Source organism: Sphingobacterium sp. HSC-15S19, from assembly GCF_050433745.1.
Classification (GTDB): Bacteria; Bacteroidota; Bacteroidia; order Sphingobacteriales; family Sphingobacteriaceae; genus Sphingobacterium; species Sphingobacterium siyangense.
Map to the genome: position 1 here is coordinate 167,062 of NZ_JBNPWQ010000010.1, position 24,782 is coordinate 191,843.

18 protein-coding genes are annotated in these 24,782 nt (G+C 39.5%); 6 read left to right on the top strand and 12 right to left on the bottom strand.

Translation table 11 applies throughout. From position 1 onward, the window contains the following. A complete protein-coding gene (locus L1283_RS10585; RefSeq protein ID WP_088162117.1) occupies positions 1-1,584 on the top strand; it encodes an MDR family MFS transporter in 1,584 nt (527 codons plus the stop codon). A gap of 341 nt (positions 1,585-1,925) precedes the next feature. Beyond that, positions 1,926-3,155 (top strand): sterol desaturase family protein, encoded by a 1,230-nt coding sequence (locus L1283_RS10590; RefSeq protein WP_198385933.1) that lies wholly within the window; start codon positions 1,926-1,928, stop codon positions 3,153-3,155. Positions 3,156-3,225: 70 nt separating this feature from the next. On the opposite strand, the gene L1283_RS10595 is transcribed toward L1283_RS10590, so the two are convergent. The 3 genes from L1283_RS10595 to L1283_RS10605 are packed head-to-tail and all read right to left on the bottom strand — an operon-like array spanning position 3,226 to position 6,531. Next, positions 3,226-4,317: a glycosyltransferase family 4 protein gene (locus tag L1283_RS10595; RefSeq protein ID WP_198385932.1), complete on the bottom strand. Its 1,092-nt coding sequence runs from the start codon at positions 4,315-4,317 to the stop codon at positions 3,226-3,228. Between the two features lie 49 nt (positions 4,318-4,366). Further along, positions 4,367-5,368, bottom strand: a complete 1,002-nt coding sequence (locus tag L1283_RS10600; RefSeq protein ID WP_088162115.1) for a lysylphosphatidylglycerol synthase transmembrane domain-containing protein — start codon at positions 5,366-5,368, stop codon at positions 4,367-4,369. Next, positions 5,356-6,531, bottom strand: a complete 1,176-nt coding sequence (locus L1283_RS10605; RefSeq protein ID WP_088162114.1) for a glycosyltransferase family 4 protein — start codon at positions 6,529-6,531, stop codon at positions 5,356-5,358. Before L1283_RS10605 ends, L1283_RS10600 begins: the two co-directional genes overlap by 13 nt. A gap of 203 nt (positions 6,532-6,734) precedes the next feature. On the opposite strand from L1283_RS10605, the gene L1283_RS10610 reads away from it, so the two are divergent. Next, entirely contained in the window at positions 6,735-7,721 is a 987-nt protein-coding gene (locus L1283_RS10610; protein WP_429626101.1) for an endonuclease/exonuclease/phosphatase family protein, read from the top strand. A gap of 129 nt (positions 7,722-7,850) precedes the next feature. Here the strand turns inward: L1283_RS10610 and L1283_RS10615 are convergent, their stop codons facing one another. After that, on the bottom strand, positions 7,851-9,476 hold the full coding sequence (locus L1283_RS10615) for an ABC-F family ATP-binding cassette domain-containing protein (protein WP_088162112.1): 1,626 nt from the start codon (positions 9,474-9,476) through the stop codon (positions 7,851-7,853). Positions 9,477-9,748: 272 nt separating this feature from the next. Between L1283_RS10615 and L1283_RS10620 the strand changes: the two genes are divergently transcribed. The 3 genes from L1283_RS10620 (at position 9,749) to L1283_RS10630 (ending at position 13,906) form a co-directional block, all read left to right on the top strand. Beyond that, positions 9,749-10,729 (top strand): hypothetical protein, encoded by a 981-nt coding sequence (locus tag L1283_RS10620; RefSeq protein ID WP_157698517.1) that lies wholly within the window; start codon positions 9,749-9,751, stop codon positions 10,727-10,729. A gap of 561 nt (positions 10,730-11,290) precedes the next feature. After that, the gene (gene nhaA / locus L1283_RS10625; RefSeq protein WP_088162110.1) at positions 11,291-12,478 is read left to right on the top strand and encodes a Na+/H+ antiporter NhaA; all 1,188 of its coding nucleotides are present in this window, start codon (positions 11,291-11,293) and stop codon (positions 12,476-12,478) included. Positions 12,479-12,679: 201 nt separating this feature from the next. After that, positions 12,680-13,906, top strand: a complete 1,227-nt coding sequence (locus L1283_RS10630; protein ID WP_046674542.1) for a DEAD/DEAH box helicase — start codon at positions 12,680-12,682, stop codon at positions 13,904-13,906. Positions 13,907-13,978: 72 nt separating this feature from the next. Here L1283_RS10630 and L1283_RS10635 read toward each other — a convergent pair whose 3' ends face one another. From L1283_RS10635 to L1283_RS10670, 8 genes are all read right to left on the bottom strand, one after another. Then, entirely contained in the window at positions 13,979-14,344 is a 366-nt protein-coding gene (locus tag L1283_RS10635) for a VOC family protein (RefSeq protein ID WP_046674543.1), read from the bottom strand. Between the two features lie 235 nt (positions 14,345-14,579). After that, on the bottom strand, positions 14,580-15,449 hold the full coding sequence (locus L1283_RS10640) for a DMT family transporter (protein WP_115045744.1): 870 nt from the start codon (positions 15,447-15,449) through the stop codon (positions 14,580-14,582). Between the two features lie 291 nt (positions 15,450-15,740). Then, the gene (locus L1283_RS10645) at positions 15,741-17,177 is read right to left on the bottom strand and encodes an efflux transporter outer membrane subunit (protein WP_088162109.1); all 1,437 of its coding nucleotides are present in this window, start codon (positions 17,175-17,177) and stop codon (positions 15,741-15,743) included. 1 nt (position 17,178) lies between these two features. After that, entirely contained in the window at positions 17,179-20,340 is a 3,162-nt protein-coding gene (locus tag L1283_RS10650; protein ID WP_088162108.1) for an efflux RND transporter permease subunit, read from the bottom strand. 118 nt (positions 20,341-20,458) lie between these two features. After that, on the bottom strand, positions 20,459-21,577 hold the full coding sequence (locus L1283_RS10655; RefSeq protein WP_088162107.1) for an efflux RND transporter periplasmic adaptor subunit: 1,119 nt from the start codon (positions 21,575-21,577) through the stop codon (positions 20,459-20,461). Positions 21,578-21,819: 242 nt separating this feature from the next. After that, the gene (locus L1283_RS10660) at positions 21,820-22,581 is read right to left on the bottom strand and encodes a LytR/AlgR family response regulator transcription factor (protein ID WP_075993255.1); all 762 of its coding nucleotides are present in this window, start codon (positions 22,579-22,581) and stop codon (positions 21,820-21,822) included. Further along, the gene (locus L1283_RS10665; RefSeq protein ID WP_088162106.1) at positions 22,581-23,684 is read right to left on the bottom strand and encodes a sensor histidine kinase; all 1,104 of its coding nucleotides are present in this window, start codon (positions 23,682-23,684) and stop codon (positions 22,581-22,583) included. Before L1283_RS10665 ends, L1283_RS10660 begins: the two co-directional genes overlap by 1 nt. A 387-nt stretch (positions 23,685-24,071) precedes the next feature. After that, entirely contained in the window at positions 24,072-24,554 is a 483-nt protein-coding gene (locus tag L1283_RS10670; protein WP_075993253.1) for a DUF4822 domain-containing protein, read from the bottom strand. Positions 24,555-24,782 lie beyond the last annotated feature (228 nt).

Genomic DNA, 24,782 nt, shown 5'->3' on the forward strand with positions numbered 1-24,782 from the left:
ATGGAAAATTTAAATCAACAAGATAGTCTGGTTGAATATGGTTTTCGTCGCGTTGTAATCACGATTACAGCGGTGCTTTGTGCGCTGTTGGAAATTGTGGATACAACGATTGTCAATGTGGCCCTGAACGATATGAAAGGTTCATTGGGGGCGACGCTGACGGATGTCGCATGGGTTATCACAGCTTACGCAATTGCCAATGTAATTGTGATTCCGATGACCAGCTGGTTGTCCCAACAGTTTGGGCGTAGAAATTACTTTGCGGCTTCTATTATCATATTCACAGTATCTTCATTTTTGTGCGGTAATGCAACCAATATGTGGGAGCTTGTTGCATTTCGCTTTATACAAGGGATGGGTGGGGGAGCCTTACTGGTTACAGCCCAGACTATTATCACGGAAAGTTATCCCAAAGAAAAACGTAGTATGGCCCAAGCTATCTACGGGATGGGCGTCATTGTTGGTCCTACATTAGGGCCGCCGTTGGGTGGGTACATCATCGATAACTTCTCTTGGCCTTATATCTTTTATATCAATGTGCCGCTTGGCATTATTGCGACCTTGTTGACCTTATCTTTTGTACGCAGTCCTAAATACAGTCAAAAGCAGTCTGCTAGGGAAGTGGATTGGTTCGGTATGATATTTTTGATCATGTTTATTGGTTCACTTCAGTTTGTATTGGAACATGGACAACAGGATGACTGGTTTGACGATCCTTTGATTTTAGGCTTATCGATTTTGTCTGTCTTTGGATTACTGTTTTTTATATGGCGGGAATTGGTGTACGATAAACCGATTGTTAACCTGCGTGTATTGAAGGATAAGAATTTACAGGTGGGTGTGGTGATGAGCTTTATTCTTGGTTTTGGCTTGTTCGGATCGACCTTTATTATTCCCATCTATACGCAGTCGATATTGGGATGGACGGCAACAGATGCGGGTTTGCTCTTGTTACCGAGTTCGATTATGACCGGTATCATGATGCCTTTTATCGGTAAGATGATCCAAAATGGTGTTCCTCAGAAGTATATGGTTGCTTTAGGGCTATGTATCTTTTTTGGCTTTTGTTTTTGGATGTATAGCCTCATGACAAACGATACAGGTTCGGAGCATATGTTTTGGCCATTGATTCTCCGCGGAGTTGGCCTAGGATTGTTGTTTGTGCCTGTTATGACACTGTCTTTATCAACATTACATGGTAAGTCAATCGGTGAAGGAGCTGCTTTTACAGGGATGATGCGTCAATTGGGTGGTTCATTTGGAATTGCTTTGATTACGACATTTATCGCCCGTGATAGCCAAAAACATCGTGTTGATCTGGTAGCTAATTTGGATCCAAGTAAGTTTGATGTGCAACAACGGGTGCAGCAATTGCAGATGAGTTTTCAGGCGAAAGGTTTTTCACCTAATGAGGCTTTGGCCAAAGCGCATCAGATATTGGACATGAGTGTGATGAAACAAGCAACAGTGCTATCTTACATGGATGTGTTCCTGTACCTCGGGGTTGTCTTTCTGATTTGTGTCCCTTTTGTATTGATGATCAAACAAGGGAAAACACAGATCGATATGTCCAGTGTACATTAATATTGGATTCGTCTGCTGCGCTGTTATTATAGTGCACCATCAGTGAAGAATAATTTATCGTTCAATCAGAAGTCCTCAAAAGTGTTTAACTTTTTGAGGACTTTTTTTGTGCACGTTCTTTTGTGGTAGAAAATCACGTTGAGTTGGCGTTTCTTTTTGAGTTGGCGTTTGTTATTGTAGGGGCGTTAGAAAGCATACATTTTTGTCCATTGAAAAACCTGATTTAAAATTGATTGTTTAATAATAAAGAGTTTGGAAGAATTGATCTTTTGGCATCAGAAAAGTCGGTTCTTGTTGAATTGCGATTAAGGTAGATTTTTTGTCTTCAAAATAGCGGCTGCATGTATACAGAAAAACTTAATTTTTTGGCGTTTATCATTCCCTTATTTTTAATCTTGATGGTGTTGGAATATTGGTATAGCCTCAAAAAACAGAAACGTTTTTATTCTTTTGATGAATCGATCTCAAATCTCAATGTTGGTATCGTCGAGCGTATGTGTGATATGTTTTCTGTTAGTTTATTTTACTTTTTTTTCGTTTGGGTGTATCAAAACTTTGCGATATTTCACATTGAAGCGAATGTTTGGACCTGGGTTATACTTTTTCTATTTACAGATTTTCTTTGGTATTGGTATCATCGCTATAGCCATGAAATAAACTTGTTGTGGGCAGCTCATGTTGTACATCACCAAAGTGAAGATTATAACTTTACCGTAGCAGCCCGGATCACCATATTTCAAGCCGTTTTCCGTTCGTTATTTTGGGCTTTTATTCCCCTTTTGGGATTCCCTCCCTTTATGATGACCACTATTTTGTTGATCCATGGCGTATATCCATTTTTCTCCCATACGCAGACGGTAGGAAATTTGGGGATTTTGGAGCGTGTATTTGTAACGCCATCTCACCACCGGGTGCATCATAGCAGCAATGAAATCTATTTGGATAAAAATTATGGAGATATCCTGATTATTTGGGACAAGCTATTCGGAACATTTATCCCGGAACAAAAAGAAGAACCTTGTGTCTATGGACTCACAAAGCCCATTCATCGCTACACTTTTCTATGGCAGCATTTTCATTATTTATTTGAAATTGGTCTATCATTTAAGCGGGCCGAAGGATTTAAAAACAAAATGCGGACTATATTTGGTAGGCCTGACGATATACAGCCTGAAATTCGAGAAGAACTGGAAGAGCGCATATTTGCAGGAGCTAGGCCACAAGTTCATGCACAGGTATTAAGCCGCTATATCTTTTTTCAGTCCATGCTGACGATGCTCCTGCTTTTCTTTTTTTTGCTTTATGGTAATTATCAGCAACTCATACAACTCCTTATTGGCGGAGGATTTATTCTCTGTAGCGTCATTTGTATTGGGGGACTTCTAGAACATGAAGACTGGGTTTTTCCACTTGAGATGCTTCGGCTATTCTTATTACTACTGTATATCAGTCTAACTTTTTATTCAGCATTGGGGCTTGTTTTGGTAGGATGTTTCGCTTTGATTCAATTGATTTTTTATAAAACGTTAGCAGGTCACTATAAAAAAGTTTTGCGTCTTGAAAGATGTTGAAAAGTGCTTTCTGGAGAGCCATTCCCTCTAAATGATAGATGCGGTCAAATCTATGAAGTGTTACTGTCAATTATTGGTCTGCTGCTGTAACTAAGTCCGCAAATGATTGACAATAGGATCTGGCCATAATATCCCAGCTATATTGTTTTAGGGTATTTTGTTTAAATTGTAGGCTCAGGCTTTTATAATGGACTGGATTTGCTAAAATGGCTTGAAGTTGTTCGATCCATGCATTTTGGTTTTTGCTTGCCAGGAGCAGGCCATTGCAATTATGTGTTACGGCGCTTGTAATTCCTTCTAATTCGGCGGCCACAACAATGGTGCCTGCTGTAGAAGCCTCCAAACAGACGAGCCCAAAGCCTTCCATATCTCCGGGCACTTCAATATTGGGCATCAAGAAGGCCTGTGCGTTGGTCAAGAGGCTTTGCAGTTGTTCGAATGGGACTTTTCCAAGATGTTCAATTTTTTCGGGGTACGCTTTCAGTAATTTTCTGATCTCCCCCTGATCGGTCGGAAATCCGAGGAATAAGGTGATTAAATGATTTATCTTTTTGGGTATAAGCTGCAATAGGCGTTCTTTCCATGTAGGTTCGTGATCGAATGGACCTACCATCAGTAATTTGAAATCACCCTGGATAGCGGGAATGACATGTTTCATCAACCACGAGAAGCCCTTCCGTTTAACAGGGCGTCCCAAAGTGATAAAATAGGGCTTGCTTTGGCAGGCTGATTCATTGTTTGCAGTGGAGTGGTGTATCGGATCTACACCGTTGGGTATAACAATAATTTTGGATGGATCGATACCACGTAACTGGGCGGCGTCGGCGGTAGCTTGGCTAACCGCAATAAGCTGATCAAATGTATTAAACCGCGGTATGATCTTACGTTGAAAATAGCGAAAGGGAAATACAATATCCAGTCCGTGAAGCGTGGCAACTCGTTTTAAATGGGAATATCCTTTGTGAAAAGAGGCTAAAGACGCAATTAAACCATCATTAAAGTGAATAAGCTTGATGCCGGGGTTATCGTTAATTTTGGCTAGAATTCGGCGATTCAGCTGGAAGAAGAAAGCTAAAAGAGGTTCCCGGTTGTCATAGACTAAGGTGTGTACCTTCAAGTAAAGAGCCGCAGTATTGATCAGTTCAAAGCTTTGTTTTTCCATACCGCCAACACTTGGGGGATATTTGTGGCTGACAAATAGTATTTCTATTTCAGATGGATACATGTACTGGTTTCCTTTTGATGCATAGATAAAATATAAAACCCAACGCTACCCAGGTGAGCTGTCGGCCGCGACGTAATAATGAAGCACTGAGCCAAATACTACCCCCAGTAATACCGATCATATGGAGTAGGAGCTTATTGGCGATTTCTTCAATACCCAGTTGCCCTGGAATAAAAGCACCGATGCTTTTCAGCACAATGACACTCATATCTACTATTAAACCATGTATTGGTTGTACTGCAACACCCAAAAATTTTAGAATATAATAGAATTCAAGGCTGCCAATAATCCAATGTAGTGCAAAAAGTAAGTAAGAATACCAAAAAACCTTATTTTGATGCCGATAAAAGTCTTTTACGTTCCAAAGTAGTGACTGAAAATGCGCTATTGCTTTTCCAAAAAGTGTTGCTGTTGAAGCCTTGGTTTGCGAGGGACTTTTTGCAACCATTAACCAATAAAATATCAGGATCATCAAAAGGAACAAAAATAGACAGATAATATATATTACCGGGCCTGCGTAGCGTATAATTTCATTTTTTAAGGGAGAAAATACCAACCAAAGCATCGCAATCAAAAAGAGTGTCAATTGAGACAGTACGGCGGTAATACGGGATATTGCAACTGAATTCAATCCTTCTTTTAAGGGAATGTCATAACGGGTTATCAATTGTGCCTTTAATAAATCACCACCTATAATGCTTGTAGGGTTGAATAGTCCAACGGTTTCCCCGATTTGACGGATGGCAAAGAGTTCGATCAGATTGACCTTCTTTTTTGTGGAGCCCAAGCATATCCACCAAGCTAATGTGCCAACAAAATAGGCCGCGAAAGTCGTAAACAAAATAATTATAAAGCGATAACCAACTGAGGAGAGCTCTTTTTTCAAGGCATTTAAGTCGCTTTTCGCTAAAAAGACAGTGATGGACGCCAGAATCAAAAATAGAAAAATACCTTTGATGAGTTGGCTTGGGTTTGTTAGTTTGCCCATGCCAAATCGACTTCCTGTGTTTTGTCAATCAATAGTTCAATGTCATTAAAATAGCACCCAGATAGTCTATTCCAATCCAGTTGTCCGACATAGGATAGACCTTCATTGATGAGATTCTTTTTTAGGCTCACGTCAGAGAGAATTTTTTTGAGGTAGTAAACATATCCAGCTGCATTTTCAGGTTGACACTTAAATCCATTTTTCCCGTGCTGAATCAAGGAAGCCGAACCCCCACCATCGGCGATAACACAAGGAAGTCCGGATGCCAATGCTTCGACAACGACATTTCCGTACGTTTCTGAGACCGACGGGAAAACAAAGGCATCTGCCGAAGCATATAGAATTGCAAGCTCATCATGGCTTTTCTTTCCTAAGAAAATGGCATTAGGCATCTCTTGCATTGCAATTATTTTGGCTGTTCCTTCACCGACAACAATGAAATTATAGTCAAGATTCTGAGCTTGTATCTGTTGATAGATTTCAATAAGCGTTTTAATATTTTTTTCCCAGACGATACGACTGACAAAGAGGATTGTTGGTTTGTTATTCTTGGTGATAGTCTGCAGCTGAGATAGATTCTTTTTATTGGGATTAAACAAGGCTGTGTCTATTCCTCTTTGCCACAGTTTTAATCCTTCTTGTTGTAAGCCAATCTGCTGTAATTCGTTTAGAATAGAGTTGGTGGGTACATAGACAATATCACATTTGTTATAAAAGTTATTCATTGCTTTTTTCATCCATTGTTCAGTTGGCTTGACCAAGGGGAGTATGTTTTTGAAATAATAGGCAATGTATGAAATGAAGTGTGTATGATAGATCGTAAGGACAGGAATACCTTTCCGTTTGGCATAATTTAATGCAAAAAAACCTAAAAGCGAAGGCGTTGCAATATGGATCATGTCGGGAGCAAATTTATCTAAGGCGAGCTCAAGTTTCTTTTTAATAAGCTGTGGAATAGCGAGACAATAGTCGTCGTTGACCGGTATTTTGAATGTGGGTACCTTGTAAGAATGAAAATTGCGAAATTGCGTAGGGCCGCCACCATAAATAAAAAAATAGTTGAATTTCTGCTGGTCTATACGGTTTATTAGCTGAAACATTGTCCGTGATGCACCGTCGAAATCCTCGACGAGTATCTCTGTAAAGAAGGCTACCTTTCTCATGTTATTCTTATTAGGGGTTGTATAAAAATAGCTGAAAGCTGTAACTCCTATGCTATGCAGGTATTAACCTTTTGTCATTATAGTGTTTATAAATTATTAGTTTTTAATAATTTGTGCATAATTATTAAAAATAGAATTAATTGAATATGATAATAGAGCTAATGTTGGCGCAGTAGCTTTGGAGTGAACGAAATATTCAATCCATGCTATTAGATCTATTGTTCGAAAAAAAAATTAGACCTAAGGGTTTTCGAAAGATTGTCATCTTATTTATTTGTGCGTCTGCCGGTGTTATGTTGGGTTTTAAGTTGAAGCCAAAACAACAGCCAAAGCTCAGTAATGCTGTGTATGCAGCTATGCCGGAAGCGACTTACGGAAAGCTAAATTTGTTAACGTACAATATAGCTGGCCTTCCTGAATTGATTTCCAGTGCTGTAACCGAGCGGTCCTCCAGTATTACGTCGATCGGTAATCGGATCAATGGGTTTGATATTGTCAATGTGCAGGAAGATTTTAACTACAACAAGTTCCTCTACAGCGAAAATAAGCATAGCTACCGAACGGCAAATATGGGTGGGGTACCTTTTGGGGACGGGCTGAGTACACTTTCAAAATATCCGATTGTTGAGTTTGAGCGGGTAGGCTGGACTGATTGCAATGGTGCAGATTGTCTGACGCCTAAAGGCTTTTCTTATGCTCGAATTCAATTGGCCAAAGAGGTATTTATAGATGTTTATAATGTACATGTGACTGCTCAGGATGATCCGAATGCAACGATTGCCCGGCAGAAGAATATAAATCAGCTAAAAGCCTATATTAAAAAGTATTCGGCTGACAGACCACTTTTGATTATGGGTGACTTTAATGCACATTATGCTTACGAGCTGGATAACATCGGTTCTTTTCAGAAGGACTTAGGTTTGGTAGATGCATGGGTAAGTTTACGCAACAAAGGTAATATTCCTGGGCATCAAGTGAATTTTGAAGCGAAAACAGCATTGGAGTTGACAGAGGATTGTGAAGGTATTGATAAAATTTACTATCGCAATAACCATCATTTGCTATTTGAGGCAAAGAATTATCAGGTTCAAAAAAAGCTTTTTCAAAACGAAAAGGGCCAGGATTTATCCGACCATTGTGCGGTGTCCTTACAATTAGGTTGGCGTGTTGTCAAACCTTCGGTTCAGTAAAGTAAAACTTTCTCAATTCTTTCATATCAATCGCGATTAGCACTGAACCCCTCAGTGCTTTTTTATTGCGCATCAAAAAAGCCCCATAAAATGAATTATGGAGCCTTTATTAAATTGGGATAAATTATCTTATTTATACATTTCTTCACGTTGTGCTTTCACCACATCGCTATTAATGTATTCATCGTAAGTCATCAATTTGTCGATGATACCTTTCGGCGTCAATTCGATGATTCTATTTGCAACAGTTTCAGTCAATTCGTGGTCACGGGATGTGAACAACATTGATCCTTTAAAATCAGACATTCCATTGTTCAATGCAGTGATAGATTCCAAATCCAAGTGGTTGGTTGGTTCATCAAAGATTAGGAAGTTGGCACCTTGAAGCATCATGCGAGAAAACATACAACGCATTTTTTCTCCCCCTGAAAGTACAGATACTTTCTTCATAACTTCTTCTCCAGAGAACAACATTTTCCCTAAAAATCCGCGTATAAATTGTTCGTCTGCCTCTGGGTTAGTTGTATAGTCTCTCAACCAATCGACCAAATTATCACTTTTTCCTTCGAAGAATGCGGCATTTTCAATCGGCATATCGGCAGGAGTGATGGTAACGCCCCATTTGAATTCGCCACTGAAATCGGTGTCTCTACCAGTTATAATATCATAAAATGCTGTGGTAACCAATGAATTTGGACCTAGAACAGCGATTTTATCGCCTTTATTAATCATAAAGGTAATATCCTTGAAGAATACCTCACCATTGACCGTTTTGCTTAATCCTTCGACTTGCAGCGTTTGATCTCCTGGTTCACGATTCATGGTATTGAACATGATGGCAGGATATTTACGGTTGGACGGTTTAATCTCGTCAATATTAATTTTATCCAATGCTTTCTTACGAGAAGTAGCTTGTTTGGATTTGGAAGCGTTGGCAGAGAAGCGACGGATAAATTCCTGAAGTTCTTTCACTTTATCTTCCATTTTCTTGTTTTGATCAGAACGTTGCTTTAACGCTAATTGAGAAGATTCGTACCAAAACGAGTAGTTACCCGTATAGATTGTCATCTTACCAAAATCAATATCCACCGTGTGCGTACATACAGCATCCAAGAAGTGACGGTCGTGGGATACAACTAAAACGATTGCTTCATAACTTGCTAAAAAATCTTCTAACCATGCAATGGTATTAATATCCAAATCATTGGTAGGCTCATCGAGAATCAAAATATCTGGTTTGCCAAATAATGCTTGAGCCAAGAGTACACGGACTTTTTGGTTACCGTCAATTTCAGAAACTAATTTATAATGTAGTTCTTCTTTAATGCCCAAACTGCTCAATAAAGTTGCGGCATTAGATTCGGCATTCCATCCATCCATTTCAGCAAAAAGACTTTCCAGTTCGCCAGCACGTTCGCCGTCGGCATCAGAGAAATCCTCTTTCATGTAAATGGCATCTTTCTCTTTCATGATTTTGTAAAGCTCTTGGTTACCCATCATGACAGTTTCAAGAACAGTAAATTCATCGAAAGCATAGTGATCCTGACTTAAAACAGACATGCGTTCGCCTGGCGTGAATGCCACTGAACCTGTCGAAGGATCGACTTCCCCTGAGATAATTTTTAAGAAAGTAGATTTACCTGCTCCATTAGCGCCAATAATACCGTAACAGTTTCCAGGTGTGAATTTTAGATTGACATCTTCGAATAGTACACGTTTACCAAAACGAAGGGAGAGATTTGACACATTAATCATGCTGCAAAGATACGTTTTAATATTGTATTTTTAACTATTTGCGGTGATCAGTTTCAGGAGAAATTGAGGAGAGTAATGTTGGGGAAATCAACTGTTTTTAGCTTCTTTGGCAAACCTGTATGCGCTGAAATTTCAATGGATGGAGAGGATCTTTGAAATGAAGCGTGAAATCCAGCAATGTGTGCAAATAATGAATTAATAAATTATAAATATTGTGTTGGTGATTTAAATTGGCTTCTTTTTTGTGGACAAGAGCTGAAATGAAATCAATTATGAAAAGAAATAGAATAACGGGTGTCGTTATACTTGCAGTTGCTTTTTTATTTAATATCCAAGGAGCCTCGGCTCAATTTGGAGGGCTATTGGATAAGGCAAGCAAAGCCGTTGCTTCCAAGGGAAGCAAGGTACTTGGGCTGGATAAACTTTTAAAAGAGCCCGAAGCGATTAGTACAAGTTTTGAAGATGTAAATAGGAAGGGGGAGCAAATGCCCGATTTTCAAAATACGGCTGTTTATAAACCTTTAGAAAATTTGCAAAAGAATGGCAATGATGGTTACTTATTGGAGGCTGGACATTTTGAAATGACCAATAAGAGCTATTGCTTGAAAGCGGGTACTTATGCGCCTTCGAAAGGTGATGGATATATGTATGCACCTACATTGGGCAAGAAGAGAGACGTGGTCATTGCAATTTTGAAAAGCGCTGAAAAGCATCCTGAAGTTGCACAATCAGATATACAGATGCTATTGTGGACGATCATTGCGAAGACAAAATTTATTGATTATTCGGGTCCGGTGAAAGAAACAGCCTTAAAATTGCTTACAGCTGAACAAATTTTGCATTTGGAAGGTGGTGCACTCGGCGTTTTGCCATTTGACGTTGTCCAAAAGGCAAAAGACCAGATGCCACCGGCAGTACAGACAATCTTTGAAGCAGAAAATAATATTCGCCAGCTCGTTTCCTCAGGAAACTATTCGTACGCTGATTTTGAACAATATGCGATCTTAGCTGGTATGGCTGAGCCTCGTACGGACGTGCCAAGTGGTATTTGGACGCTTCATCCTGATGGTTATTATGTTCGTTATTATCCAAGTGGTTATGCGGTTACTAAAGTTCAGGTGTATGTCCCTCAAGAATTGATTACAAAGTTGAATGGTAAGAAGCTTGTATACGATGCAACAGATGATATTGCCTGTCCGGCAAATACGGGGGCGCAACGATTAGCACAAACGAATGAACCGATTCGTGATTAATATGTTGAGTCATTGAAAGTTTGATGGGAAGTGAAGGGGATGTGGAAGGAAATTTAATGAATAAGGGAGATCTACTGATCTCCCTTATTCATTAAATTTCCTCTTTTGCCTCCTGTATAATATATAAACAATGACAATGATAGCGATGATTGCTAAAATAATGTAATGGGAACCTGAATGTTGGGTTTTATCCTCTGTCGTCTGCGCATATGTAAAATTTGCTACGAAAAGAAGCACCATGAAAATCCACTTCTTGCACATAATAAACGGTTTATTAACTATAGTAGCAAGCTAAGTATTTTTTGCAACAAAGTCAAATTAATTCGGTAAAAAATAAGTTAGATTTTTATGAAATTTTAAGGTATAATGTCTGTTTCTCACATTTGATTCGTTAGGTTCGAAAAATAAAAGGATAGGAGAGGAGCTTTACCACTGATAAAACACAGCTAATTCAGCTTTTTTACATTGGATATAGCTCCGGATATTGTTTAGGGAATTCGGTAAATGGTCCTAAAAATCGTATCTTGTGAACCTTTGTAAGCGTTTTTAGATATTCAAATCATGTCAAAACTTATCAATTTAACTGTCTTTAAAGAATTCTTAAAATCCAGCTTTGCTGGCGGAATTATACTTTTTTCCTGTGTTATTCTGGCATTGATCGTAGCAAATACATCATTGTATGCCAGTGTAATGGAATTTCTGAACCGGGAAGTAGGCTTTGAGAGCGGTCATATTCATTTAAAATATTCCTGGTTGTTGTGGCTCAACGATGGCTTGATGGCGATTTTCTTTTTACTGGTGGGGCTCGAGATAAAACGTGAAATTGTAGAAGGTGAACTCTCATCGCCAAGTAAAGCAATTCTGCCCATTTTGGCTGCGGTTGGTGGGGCGCTTTTGCCTGCCATCATTTATTTTGCATTAAATCAGGGCACCGATACTGCAAACGGCTGGGGAATCCCTATGGCAACGGATATTGCATTTGCTTTAGCAGTTATCACGCTTCTGGGAAATAAGGTACCTGCCAGTCTTAAGATCTTTTTGGCTGCGTTAGCGATTGTTGACGACCTACTTGCCATATTGGTTATTGCGATCTTTTATAGCAATGGAATTCATGCGACCTATTTATTTATTGCTTTAGGTATATTTCTGTTTTTGATCGTGTTAAATAAATTGGGCGTTAAAGCAATATGGGCTTACCTGATTCCGGGACTATTTATTTGGTACTTTGTTCACCACTCGGGTATTCATGCAACAATAGCTGGCGTGCTGGTGGCCATGACGCTGCCGACAACACCGGATGCGGAAGAATCTCCCTTGGAGAAACTTGAGCATCTATTGACCAAACCTGTCAATTTCATTATCATTCCTTTGTTTGCATTTGCGAATACGCTTATTCCAATCCATGGGGAAATGATTGGTGGTTTGACTTCAAAATTGGGGATCGGTATTATCCTTGGCCTAATCGCTGGTAAATCAATTGGGATATTTTTGATCTGTTTTATTGCTAAAAAATTGAAGATTGCGCAATTACCGGAAGGGGCTGGCTGGAAACAGATTTTTGGTGTAGGTTTGTTGGGGGGAATCGGTTTCACGATGTCGATCTTCATCTCGATACTATCTTTTGATGATAGCATGCTGATTGAAGAAGCAAAGTTCGCGGTTCTGATCGCTTCTTTATGCGCTGGCTTGCTAGGCTATGTCGTTTTGAGCGCAGTGTCAGCCGCAAAGAAAACAGAGGTTATTGATTAGATTTTGAATAGATAGCAGTCGTATGCTTGGCTTACAGGAATGTGTAGGACAATTGTTTTTGGTCAAATTCATTTCTGATTCTCTCATGGATTAATCCGATCTGGACATCTATTTGAAAGCGGATAACGAGCTATAGGTATTAATTTTAGACTTTTATGAATTAGATTTAGTAATTTAGGGCACAACAATAAAAACAATACGTTGAGATTTGATGAATTTGGCTTTGTTCCAGCTTTGGAAGAAGGTTTAGAAAGTATGATGTTTGAGGAGGCTACGCCGATCCAAGAACAGACCATCCCGATTATTAAAGAGGGAAAAGATATGATTGCCTGTGCACAGACAGGTACAGGTAAAACAGCAGCTTATATGTTGCCGATCCTCGATGCAATAGCACGGAATTCAAGGGAATCTATCCTCGCTATTATCCTTGTTCCGACCCGGGAACTTGCTATGCAAATTGACCAGCAGATTATGGGCATGTCTTATTATACGGGTGCAACATCCATAGCCATTTATGGTGGTGGTGATGGTATGGGGTATGAACAGCAAAAACGGGCCATACGAGAGGGGGTAAATATTATTGTTGCTACGCCGGGAAGGTTGATAAGCCATCTTACCTCCATGAAGATTGATCTCTCTCATTTAAAGCACTTTGTTTTGGATGAAGCCGATAGTATGCTGGATATGGGATTTCAAGACGATATTTTACGTATTGTAAGTTATCTACCGAAGAAAAAGCAGATGCTTTTGTTTTCGGCGACGATGCCGATGAAGATCAGGTCTTTTGCCCGAAAAATTCTGCAAGAGCCTGTGGAAGTCAATATTGCCATTTCTAAACCTTCGGAAGGGATAGATCAACGTGTATATCTTGCCTATGATCAACAGAAAATGGAGCTTCTGAAGAATATACTGAAGGATCCCAACTATGTATCTGTTATTATTTTTGCATCCCAAAAAACTACAGTCAAACTTCTCGCTCAGGAATTACAGAAGCAGGGGATTGATGCGGAGGGTTTCCATTCGGATCTCGAGCAGTCGAAACGGGAAGATATCATGGCCAGATTCCGGTCTCGTCAGGTACGGGTACTGGTAGGGACAGATGTGATATCTCGCGGTATCGATGTGGTGGGGATCAGTTTGGTCGTTAATTACGATGTTCCACCGGATCCGGAAGACTACGTACACCGTATTGGACGTACTGCGCGGGCAGCAACTACAGGAACAGCCATTACCTTTGTCAATGAGAAAGACCAAAACCGTTTCGCTCAGATTGAGAATTTAATAGGTTATCCGATTGAACAACTTCCATTGCCAGAGGGGTTTGAAGCGGGACCTACTTACAATCCTGCCAAAAAGAATCCACAGCATAAGAAGAAGCGTTTCAATAGGAATAAAAATAAAAACTATCAGAAAGCTAAAAGAGCCTGATCTTAAAATACAAAGCCCCCATATGAGAAAAATATGGGGGCTTTGTATTTGAGTATATACTGTATTCAACTTTTATTCAACAGTCCATACGGCCAATTCATATCCGTCAGGATCCTGGAACTGAAATCTTTTTCCTCCGGGAAAGCTAAAAATATCTTTTAATATAGTCCCGCCAGCACGGATAACCTGATCACGCGTAGCCTGCAGATCGTCGGCATAGATTACGACGAGAATACTGCCATTTCTGGGGTCACCAAGTGTAAAACCACCATCAACATATTTTCCGCCAAAAGCCGTATATGCTGGCCCGTAATCCGTAAACTCCCAACCGAAACTCGTTGAGTAGAATGCTTTGGCACGTTCAAGGTCGCTTGATACAAACTCAAGGTATTGGATCTGCTGGTTGACAAATTTGTTTTCTGTACTGCTATTGCTCATAACGGAACTATCTATTTAATGTATATATAATAAATTGCTTGACCGGTTGTGCCGGTTTTGGAATTAAAACCCGAACCGTTTCATAAATATAAGGCTTTGTTGAAAATGACACACATTTTTCTTTTCAACATGTTTTTTTCGGGACTACCTGTTTATCGGGGCTACCTGCTTGGCACAAGGAGGAAACAATATTCATTTCCCAATCTTCGTTAGACTGGGAAATGAATGGAGGTTGTTAAGCGCTCTTTTTACTACTGATCCAATACTGCAATAACACAGATGAAACAACCAAAAACAGTCCAACATAGAAGGATAGGTTTAATTCTCTTGCTTCATTAAGAAGTAAAAATGCAATCAAAATAGCATATACTGGCTCAAGATTTAAGCTTAAGTTCAATGTAAATGCTGATATCTTCTTTAAGATTTCTGTAAATGCGAGATAGACTCCCACAGTGCAACATAAAGATAAGATGATCAGATAGAAAATATCCAGGGCATTGGGAATGAAAGTGCTGATTGGATAGTGCTGAATGTAAAAAGGAAGTAGACATGCCAGCCCTATTGTTCCACCGATCATTTGATAATAGTTAATGCATATTGCATTGTACTTTTTGGTCAATTTTTCATTGTGAACCGCATAGAGTGAGGCAAAAGCCGGAGAAATTATCCCTAAGACTATGCCAAGCTGGTGTGAGGTATCGAAGTGAAATATCAGTGCTATCCCACACAACGTAAGTCCACTCAACAGAAGTTCAGACAATCTGAATTTCGTTTTATTGATCATCGGTGCAAAAATAGCGGTGAAAAAACTTGCCATACAGTAGCAGATCACGCCGATGGAAATGTTTGAATATTTGATGCTAGCATAGAATAATAGCCAGGATGCTGTCAATAGTAGCCCATTTTTTGCAATATGCAGTTTCTCTTTGAAAGTAAAATCTGTAGGTATTTTATACCATTTTAGAATAAAAAATAGGATAACGGCAGCTAAAAATACACGGTACCATGTGAGTATCCCCTCGTTGAGTGAAATCACTTTTCCAAATACACCAGATAGTCCCAGGCACAGCACAGCAAGGTGCAGCATGAAATATGAATGTTTCATAAGAAATTGTCTTCCGGTTCCGTCCATTAAGGACGAAAGGTGTTAAATCATAAAATTGATCGTAAATAAGAAGCACAGCAAATCGGTCCATTTCTGGTATTGGGCTTCAGTAATATAGAGAAAAAATATTACGCTATTGGAGGGGGAAGACAACTCGTTCTATTCATCATATTTGTATTTACCCGAAGATAGGAAATTTTGGGCGCAGCTGCAAAAAAGGAATGAAAAAGCCCCTAGAAAGTCTTTGGTTCTAGGGGCATATATTTAGTCAGTTGCCTTTATTTTGTGATTCTATGGCGTATTTGGCGGTAAAGTATCTGTTCCGCCACCCAGTGCACGATAAAGATCTATAGCTGCGTTGAGCTTTTCCCGTTTTACTGTAATACGTTCCAAATCATTTTGGAGCGCATTGTTTTGGGCAGTTATCACTTCCAAATAGTTTGCCATCCCACTTTTATAAAGTAAGGCTGCATCAGCGGTGGCTTTGGCGAGGGCATTTGATTTGGCATGGATAAGTTGCAGGCGCTGTTCCGTATGTTTGATTTTTGCCAAGGCATCCGAAACTTCTGAAACTGCAACCATAACCGACTGTTTAAACTGCAATGCTATCTTTTCGCGTTCGATGACTGATATCTCATAGTTTGTTTTTAAAGCACCTTTCTGGAAAATTGGCTGTGCAATATTCCCCGCTATTGTTTTCACAATCGAACCCGGTAGATCAAACCATTTGTTAAATTGAATGGAGTTTGTACCAATGGATGGTGTCAAGCTTATGGAAGGGTACATCGCCGCTTTGGCGAGTCCCATTCTGCTTGTGGCAGCCACAACCGCGTATTCAGCTGCTCTGACATCTGGTCTGCGGCTCAAGAGTTCGGCCGGCACCCCTGTAGCAAGTCCGTCTCCAACAATCGTATCATCTAAACTTGCTGTACGTTGAATGCCCTGGGGGAAACCGCCGCAAAGAATGCTCAGTGCATTTTCTTCTACAGCCATGTTTTGATGGGCTAGGGGAATCAACAATTCAGCAGTTTTCTTCTGAGCTTCGGCTTGCTCCACGGCAAGCGAACTGACCAGTGATGAGTTGTATTGCAAACGTATCATATTCAGTGTGCTGTCGCTCAATTGAACATTTCTTTGTGCAATCTTAAGCTGCTCATCCAAAGCAATCAGATTATAATAGGACTGGATGACCTGTACAATAACCCGGGTTTTCAGAGCCGATAAATTTTCCTTTTGGCCAAAAAAATTGGCCATAGATTCCTCTTTTTGCATTTTTACCTTTCCCCAGATATCGGCTTCCCAAGATAATCTGAGCGTGGCACTATAATCGTCCATATAAGGTGTCCCGATAAATTGGTCACTGAGCGAGCCATTCAATGAGTTGCTCGATAACCAGGTTCTATTCGCTCCAATGCTTAAATCAGCTGTTGGCAATAACCCTTTCTTAGACTGCTTGTAAGCGAGTTCCAATTGTTGCATGTTGAGGAGTGCAACATTGACGTCTGTATTGTTGGATAATGCCTTCTCAATGAGTGAAGTCAACAAGGGATCCTGTACAAAGTTACGCCAGGATAGCTGTAGCGTATCAGACGTCAAGACAACCTCGCTGTTTTTGAAATTTTCGGGCATTGCTATCTCCTGACGTGTATATTTTTTCCCCACGCTGCATGCGGACAACAACAGGGTAGTGCTTGCGAAAATTGTTGTATAGTGATGAAATTTTTTCATTTTAATCGTTTGTATTGTGTACTGTATTGTCCGTAAGCTTTTTACCCGAAACTTTTTCTTGCAAATATTGGAACACAAGGTACAGTAATGGTATAATAATTACCCCAAGGATAACACCGCTTAACATACCCATTGCTGCTCCGGTACTGATGGAATGGTTACCTGTAGCCGTTCCGCCGGTCGCAAACATCAAGGGGACCATACCCGCAATGAAAGCCAATGAAGTCATCAAGATTGGGCGTAGACGAGCTCTTGCACCTTCTAAAGCCGAATCAATGAGTGAGGAGCCTGCTCTTCTCCGCTGTAAAGCAAATTCAACAATCAAAATGGCATTTTTTGCCAAAAGACCGATGAGCATGATCAAGCCGACCTGGACGTAGATATTGTTGTCCAACCCAATGGCACGTGTTCCTAGGAAAGAGCCGATCATACCTGTTGGGATTGATAACAGGACGGCAAGGGGCAATAAATAACTTTCATACTGTGCTGATAGTAAGAAGTATACAAATAGCAAGCTTAATGCTAGGATAAGTACGGTCTGATTGCCCGAAGACTTCTCTTCCAAGCTAAGTCCCGTCCATTCGTAGCTATAGTCTCCTGGTAACTTAGTCAATACATTTTTCTCCAATGTTTCCATGATCGCACCATTACTGATACCAGGCGTACTAACCACGTTTATCGTGAGTGAATTGTATAAATTATAACGTGTTACCGACTCAGGACCATAAACTTTACGAAGTGTAACCAAAGTGTTCACCGGAACCATTTGGCCAAGATTATTCTTGACAAATATTTCGTTGAAGGCTTCTTTATCGGTTCTATAGATGCCATCCGCTTTAACTGCTATCCGATAGAATTTACCGAAACGATTGAAATTCAATGATTGGTCACCCGCAAAGTAAGTTTGAACGGACGAAAGCATTTCACTGACATCTACGCCAAGTTGGGCAGCTTTGTCTTCATCTACTTCTAACTCCATCTGTGGATAATCTGCTCTGAACATGGTATAAGCAAACTGCACCCCTGGTTGTTTCATAATCTGCGCAATAACGGAGTCGGACATTGCTTTGAGCTCTACCGGCGATTTACCAGCTCTGTCCTGCAAAACGAGTTCCGCGCCATTCATCATACCATAACCATCAACAGGAGGGGAACGAAAGGCCATTGCGTTACCTTCTTTGACACTGGATAATTTTTGCGAGATCACTTGGTGAATCTGATCGATATCGTTCATCTCACCACGTTTCTTTTTATCTTTCAGGCGTATAAATCCTGTTGCATAGGCTGCGCTGGAGTTGTTACCGATCATATTGAATCCAGTAATACTTGTATGGCTTTCAATAGAAGGGATATCGGCAAGTAGTTTTTCGATTTTTTCTACTGCTTTTGTGGTTCGATCAAGTCCTGTTCCTGGGGGCATTTCCAAACTGTATACAACAAAGTTATCATCCTCCATTGGTACAAAACTTTTGGAAGTGCTTGTCATGAGGTATCCAGCAACGCCAATTGTAGCCAGGATCAAAAGTGCCGAAATCCATTTTTTCTTTGCCAGGAATTTTAATGAACCAACGTATCGGTTGGTCATGTTTTCGAAGCCAGCGTTAAACGCTTTGAAAAAACGTTGAGAAAATCCTGTTTTTGGGGTCTGCCCATCGTGATTTTCGGCGTGCGTATTTTTAAGCAATAATGCGCAGAGTGCTGGTGTTAAAGTCAAGGCATTGATCGCAGAGATCACAATGGCGATAACAAGGGTATAGGCAAACTGTTTATAAAACATGCCCGATGAACCTGTCATAAATCCAATGGGAATAAAAACTGCACACATAACCAAGGTAATGGAGATTACAGCCCCTGTGATTTCACTCATGGCACTATGGGTAGCCTGCTTGCCGGTTAAGTTGGAAGTCTCCATTTTTCCATGTACTGCTTCGACAACGACAATTGCATCATCGACAACGATACCAATGGCGAGTACTAAGGCAAATAACGTCAATATATTGATGGTAAAGCCAAACACCAGCAGGAAGAAAAAAGTACCTACGATAGCTACTGGAACTGCGATTGCTGGAATAATAGTCGACCGTATATCCTGCAGGAACAAAAATACAACGAGGAAAACCAAAATGAAGGCTTCAATCAATGTCGAACGTACTTGTGCCGTACTTTCATCCAAGCGTTCTTTGGTACTGATCAATTTAAAAATCTTGATCCCAGGAGGGAAAGAGCGTTGCGCTATTTCAATCTGTTTGTCGATTCCGATTTCAATTTCATTGGCGTTGGAGCCTGATGTCTGGAATATACCAATGGTAACGGTATTGAGGCCGTTATTTTGCGAATTACCACTATAACTGATCGAGCCAAACTCGATACGTGCCACATCCTTTAAGCGTACAATCTGAACGTTATTGTTTTTGACGATAATGTTTTCATACTGTTCAGGAAGGTTCTTTTTCCCTTTATAGCGTATGACATATTCTAGTGGTGCTTTTGATTCTTCCCCTAATTTTCCAGGTGCAGATTCCAAACTTTGTTTGGAAATTGCAGCAATGACTTCTTGTGGCACAAGTCCATAACTCGCCATTTTTTGCGGATTCAACCATACACGCATCGAATAGTCTTTGGAACCGAATACCATAGCCTGACCAACGCCAGGTACACGCTTGATCTGTGGTATCAAGTTGATGTTCACATAATTCTGTAAAAATAGTTCATCATATTTTTTATTATCTTCTGTATAGATATTAAATATCATGATCATACTATTTTGTTGCTTGGAGGTCGTTAATCCCATTCGGACAACTTCCTGTGGCAGGATAGGAGTAGCCTGTTGTACTCTGTTTTGCACATTTACGGCTGCCTGATCTGGATTTACACCTGCTTTAAAGACAATGCGTACAGAGAATGTACCGTCATTACTTGCAGTAGATGTAATGTACTCCATGTCCTCCACACCATTGATTTGCTCTTCAAGGGGTGTAACAACTGACCTCAATACTGTTTCGCTATTTCCTCCGGGATAGCTTCCGGTAACTTGAACCGTGGGCGGGGCGATATCCGGGAATCGCGTTTGAGGCAACCTAAAAAGACCGATGACCCCCAGTATGACAAATATGATAGATATAACAGTTGCCAAAACTGGCCTGTCAATAAATTTCTTTAACATTTTAGTTTAAATTTTATAAAGCTTTTAGTACCGTTTTTTTTTCAAAAGTGAATACTGAATGTATAGCCTTGTTGCCATTCTTTGAGCAGTTCAGCTTTTGCTATACCTGCTATCCTTGTTACATGGTGGATTTTTTAGTCGGTTGAACTTGCATTCCATCATTAAGCATATCAATTCTATTCATAACGATTTTTTCACCAGCTGTGAGTCCCGATTTAAGTAAGTAGGCGTTAGCTGTATTTCCTGCAATTTCAATCTGTTTCATGGAAATTTTATTTTTCTCACCAATAACATAAACGAAATAGCGGTCTTGAATATCCTTGACAGCGGCCATAGGTACCAACAATACGTTTTCATGCGCTTTTTTCAAGATTACTTTTGCTGAGCCACCCGAACGGAGAATTTTTTCGGGATTGATGAAACTTGCTTTAAGTGCCATGCTTCCTGTTGTTCTGTCGATGTTACCACTGGCTAACTCTACTTTCCCCGAATGGTTGTATGCTGTTCCATCAGCCAGTAATAGCGTTGCTTGTTGATTGGATGTTTTGTTATTATGATCTTTGATAAAGGCTATAAAATCGGCCTCACTCAATGAAAAATATACATTTACGGTATTGATTTCAGATAGCGTTGTTAAAGGTGTCGCATCTGCTGCGGTAATTAAATTTCCGATCCGATTAGGAATACGGCCGATATAACCACTCACTGGCGCATTTATCAACGTAAATTTGGCATTTATTTGAGATGAACCGAGTGCAGCTTGTGCTTGCGCTACCTGCGCTTTAGCTGCGGCATAATTGGCCTCTGCAGTTTTTAACTGTAATTCGGTATACACTTTACCCTCAACAAGTGGTTTGATTTTTTCAATCTCCAATTTCGCGTTTTGTTCTGCCGATAAAGCAGCTTGGTAAGCTGCCTTGCTGTTGTTTACTTGTTCGTTGTAGACATCAGCTTTTATTTTGAAAAGGGGTTGACCCTGGGATACATAGTCTCCTTCTTTGACATAAATCTGCTCGAGATACCCCGTTACCTGCGCTTTGACATCGACGTTGACGGTCCCCTCTAATGTACCAGGATATTTTTTTTCGGTCTCCGCGTGGGTAGGAGATAATTCGATAAAGTCAACAGTAACTGCCTGCTCTTGCGGTTGTTCTTGGTTGCCTCCACAGGACGATAATAATGCTGCTGCTGTAATAAGTGTAAGGAAAGGTTTTAAAGTCATCGTTCTTTGTGCCATTTTATCATTTTATAATGAAACAAAGAAAAGAATTCTTTTAAGCCATAAGGCAAAGAAATCTACCGAGACGTTACAATTGCTTACTGAAACGTATCAGTGATGATCTGAATTTTACGATATTAAATGATCCGATCCAATTGTGTTGGAGATATTGGTCTTACCGATTGACATCCCCTTCTTCATCGCGAAAAACTTACTTTACCTTTCTGACGAAAAAAGGAGTAAGCGGATCAGTTTTAATATTAATAGTCTAACCAATTTTTTAGCAGTTGAGCCTTTTCTCTGCTCACAAGGATTTCCACTTGATCGTTATTTTTAATTTCTATTTTTAGTTTTCCGTTGAAGTGGTTATGTAATCTTTTGATCGCATCTATATGCACAATGAATTGCCTGTTGGCGCGAAAAAATACTTTTGGATTTAATTGCTGTTCGAGTTCTTCCATTGTTTGAGGGACAATTTCGACAGTGCCACATTTGAGTTGCGCATGGGTAAGTTTAAATTCGGAGTAGAAGTATAATATCTCTTCAACAAGAACGGTTTTATAGCCGTCTTTGAATGGAATTAGAAAGCGTGAGCGAAAATCTTTCGGATAGATAAAATCCAATAAACCTTGAAGCGGTTGTTGGTTGATCTGGAGATCTTTTTGATAGTCAAGTTTTTGGATGGCGTTTTCCAGCTCTGTTTTTTCTACAGGCTTAAGCAAATAATCTATGCTATTGAATTTAAAGGCCCTCACAGCGTATTCGTCAAATGCTGTTGTAAATATGATTGGGCAATCTATTTTTATAGTCTCTAATATTTCAAAGCTTAAACCATCGGATAGACGAATATCCATCATCACGAGGTCGGGAAGTTCATTGCCATTGAACCAGTTGATGCTATCAGCGATATTATCCAGCACATCTAAAATAACGATGGATGGCTTTATTTCCTTCAAAAGTCGTTTTAAACGATCGGCATTGAGTTTTTCGTCCTCGATGATTAATACTTTGGTTATATTCATTATGCTTGCGCTAAAAGTGGGAGGATAACGTTAAATGTTTTGCCATCATTCTTTATTTGCAGTTTTAAGTTGGATAGCAAATCGTATCTCTTAATGATGTTTGAAATCCCGATTCCCGATGATTCGGATACATTCTCAATAGGGATTAATATATTTTCAACAACAAGTTGATTCTGGGAGTTGGTGTATACCTTTATTTTCAGCGGTTTTTTCTTATTTGTCTGATTATGCTTTAATGCATTTTCTACCAATAATTGTAAGGTAAGGGGAGGTAATTGGCAATTGCGTTTGGCGGGATTGACGTTTATTTCGAAGTTTACGCCATCGCCAAATCGGTTTTTGATGAGAAATATGTATGAATTTAGAAAGTTGAGTTCTTCGTCGAGTGAGATAATGTCCTTTTTGGAATTGACAAGAAGGTAGCGATATATTTTGGAGAAGTTTTCTGCATATTCATAGCCTAATTGTTGGTCTTCGAGGATGATTTCTGAGAGCACGCTCAGGTTATTAAAGACAAAATGGGGGTCGATCTGTAATTTTAACGATTGAAGTTCTGTTTCAAGAATGACCTGATCGAGCTTTGCCGCACGCATGGACTCATTTTTCCAGTTAGTGATCAAATGACTACCAATATTGATCCCCATTATCATGAGCGCAATCAATACACTGATTGTAATGTTTTGAATCATCCCCCTTTTTTCCTCCAAAGATGGGGCTATAGTAACATTTTGAGGTCCAAAATAATATTTTGAAATCAGGTACTCCAGCAGTAAATTGATAAAGAGTACTGCAAAAAGGTTGATGACGGTTTCAAGTAGAAGTCGCTCTGTCGGACTATCTTTCCAAGTTAAGAACTTATTAAGCTTGTCATGGACAATGATACTAAATTCGGAAATGATAAAGCTGTAAATGATCGTAAATGTCCATTCACCGAGTATTTCGAACATATTCCGTTTAAAATAGCCATCCCAGCAACTCGAGAAAGGATCAATAATATAGGCGACGAGATAAATAAGCAGAAAGGACAGAAAGGTAAATATCAGCCTTTTTTTATTTGTACTAATTAGAGTCTTATCGTTTTTATAGATCGCTATATCCTGCATTCTTTTAACTTATATGTATCGGTGAAATCTATGCAAATTTCGTAATTCCTTTTAGTATTGGACGACAAATTTCTGCTGAAGCGTATAAAGCCCCGACTGAAATATCAATTTGATGTACTCAGACGTATATTGACGAAGGCCGATAGATTATCTTGCCTTGGCATATCAGAATATAATTTTTTATGAAATTCGGATGTTCTGTTTTTTTTAATGGATTGTAAATCTTGTTGTTATTGTTTTTTTTGTGATCTGTTGATATAACAGTGTAAAAGAATGACTCTGGTTAAGGGGCTCGTTTTTAGCTATAAACAGAAAGGCTTGACATCGTTTCGTCAAGCCTTTCTGTTTTACTGAAGTAACTATTTTTTCGATGTGTTATCGTGTAAATTATTTTGGCTCTTGATGCGTTGTTGGTGTATGGATAATATCGAAATAGATTGTTTTGTCATTCGCGTTTGGATAAACTCTATACGTGAATTCTTTCTTCGTTAATACAGTAATATCAACCACACGAGTAAACAATGTTTCACCAGCAGCATTTTTAGCAACAATTGTTCTCGTTTTACCATCTGCAGATACGGTCCAGTCGCCGTGCATTTTGGGAGAATTGTCAAGATTGAACATTGTAAATGTACCGTCAGATTTGAAATAAGCAAATCCTACAAAATTTGACACATTCGCATCTGTTAACACTACACTTTCTCCTTTATTATTCTTTGCGTTTGTTGTTTCCCAGGGTGTACTGGCCAATATTTCGCTTGGTGTAAGCTGTGGTTCAACAACAGTTTCGTCATCTTTACTGCAGCTCATCGCTACTAATGTGCTTAAGGCGATACATACCGCTAATGCAATTTTTTTTAAATCTCTCATTTTATAAAATTTATATGATGTCACAAAAATAATCGCATTGTTTCAGCTGCGTTTGTCTCTTTTATTCCAAGGTTTGAAGGATTTATAAATTGAATGAGATCGCGTTGTAGAAGAAGGTTAAACAAAAGAAAAAGCTTGCTTTTAATTTGCTTTGAAGTATGCTTTACATGGAAACAAATTAAAGGTGATGGTAGAATGCCCTTCGGATAAAAATAAAACAGGGGACCC

Excerpts from the sequence above, each read along its gene's own strand:
- L1283_RS10650 (WP_088162108.1), bottom strand. The coding sequence starts at position 20,340 with ATGTTAAAGAAATTTATTGACAGGCCAGTTTTGGCAACTGTTATATCT.
- L1283_RS10635 (WP_046674543.1), bottom strand. The coding sequence starts at position 14,344 with ATGAGCAATAGCAGTACAGAAAACAAATTTGTCAACCAGCAGATCCAA.
- nhaA (WP_088162110.1), top strand. The coding sequence starts at position 11,291 with ATGTCAAAACTTATCAATTTAACTGTCTTTAAAGAATTCTTAAAATCC.
- L1283_RS10655 (WP_088162107.1), bottom strand. The coding sequence starts at position 21,577 with ATGGCACAAAGAACGATGACTTTAAAACCTTTCCTTACACTTATTACA.
- L1283_RS10645 (WP_088162109.1), bottom strand. The coding sequence starts at position 17,177 with ATGAAAAAATTTCATCACTATACAACAATTTTCGCAAGCACTACCCTG.
- L1283_RS10600 (WP_088162115.1), bottom strand. The coding sequence starts at position 5,368 with ATGGGCAAACTAACAAACCCAAGCCAACTCATCAAAGGTATTTTTCTA.
- L1283_RS10660 (WP_075993255.1), bottom strand. The coding sequence starts at position 22,581 with ATGAATATAACCAAAGTATTAATCATCGAGGACGAAAAACTCAATGCC.
- L1283_RS10610 (WP_429626101.1), top strand. The coding sequence starts at position 6,735 with ATGCTATTAGATCTATTGTTCGAAAAAAAAATTAGACCTAAGGGTTTT.
- L1283_RS10640 (WP_115045744.1), bottom strand. The coding sequence starts at position 15,449 with ATGAAACATTCATATTTCATGCTGCACCTTGCTGTGCTGTGCCTGGGA.
- L1283_RS10620 (WP_157698517.1), top strand. The coding sequence starts at position 9,749 with ATGAAAAGAAATAGAATAACGGGTGTCGTTATACTTGCAGTTGCTTTT.
- L1283_RS10665 (WP_088162106.1), bottom strand. The coding sequence starts at position 23,684 with ATGCAGGATATAGCGATCTATAAAAACGATAAGACTCTAATTAGTACA.
- L1283_RS10615 (WP_088162112.1), bottom strand. The coding sequence starts at position 9,476 with ATGATTAATGTGTCAAATCTCTCCCTTCGTTTTGGTAAACGTGTACTA.
- L1283_RS10590 (WP_198385933.1), top strand. The coding sequence starts at position 1,926 with ATGTATACAGAAAAACTTAATTTTTTGGCGTTTATCATTCCCTTATTT.
- L1283_RS10670 (WP_075993253.1), bottom strand. The coding sequence starts at position 24,554 with ATGAGAGATTTAAAAAAAATTGCATTAGCGGTATGTATCGCCTTAAGC.
- L1283_RS10585 (WP_088162117.1), top strand. The coding sequence starts at position 1 with ATGGAAAATTTAAATCAACAAGATAGTCTGGTTGAATATGGTTTTCGT.
- L1283_RS10595 (WP_198385932.1), bottom strand. The coding sequence starts at position 4,317 with ATGGAAAAACAAAGCTTTGAACTGATCAATACTGCGGCTCTTTACTTG.
- L1283_RS10605 (WP_088162114.1), bottom strand. The coding sequence starts at position 6,531 with ATGAGAAAGGTAGCCTTCTTTACAGAGATACTCGTCGAGGATTTCGAC.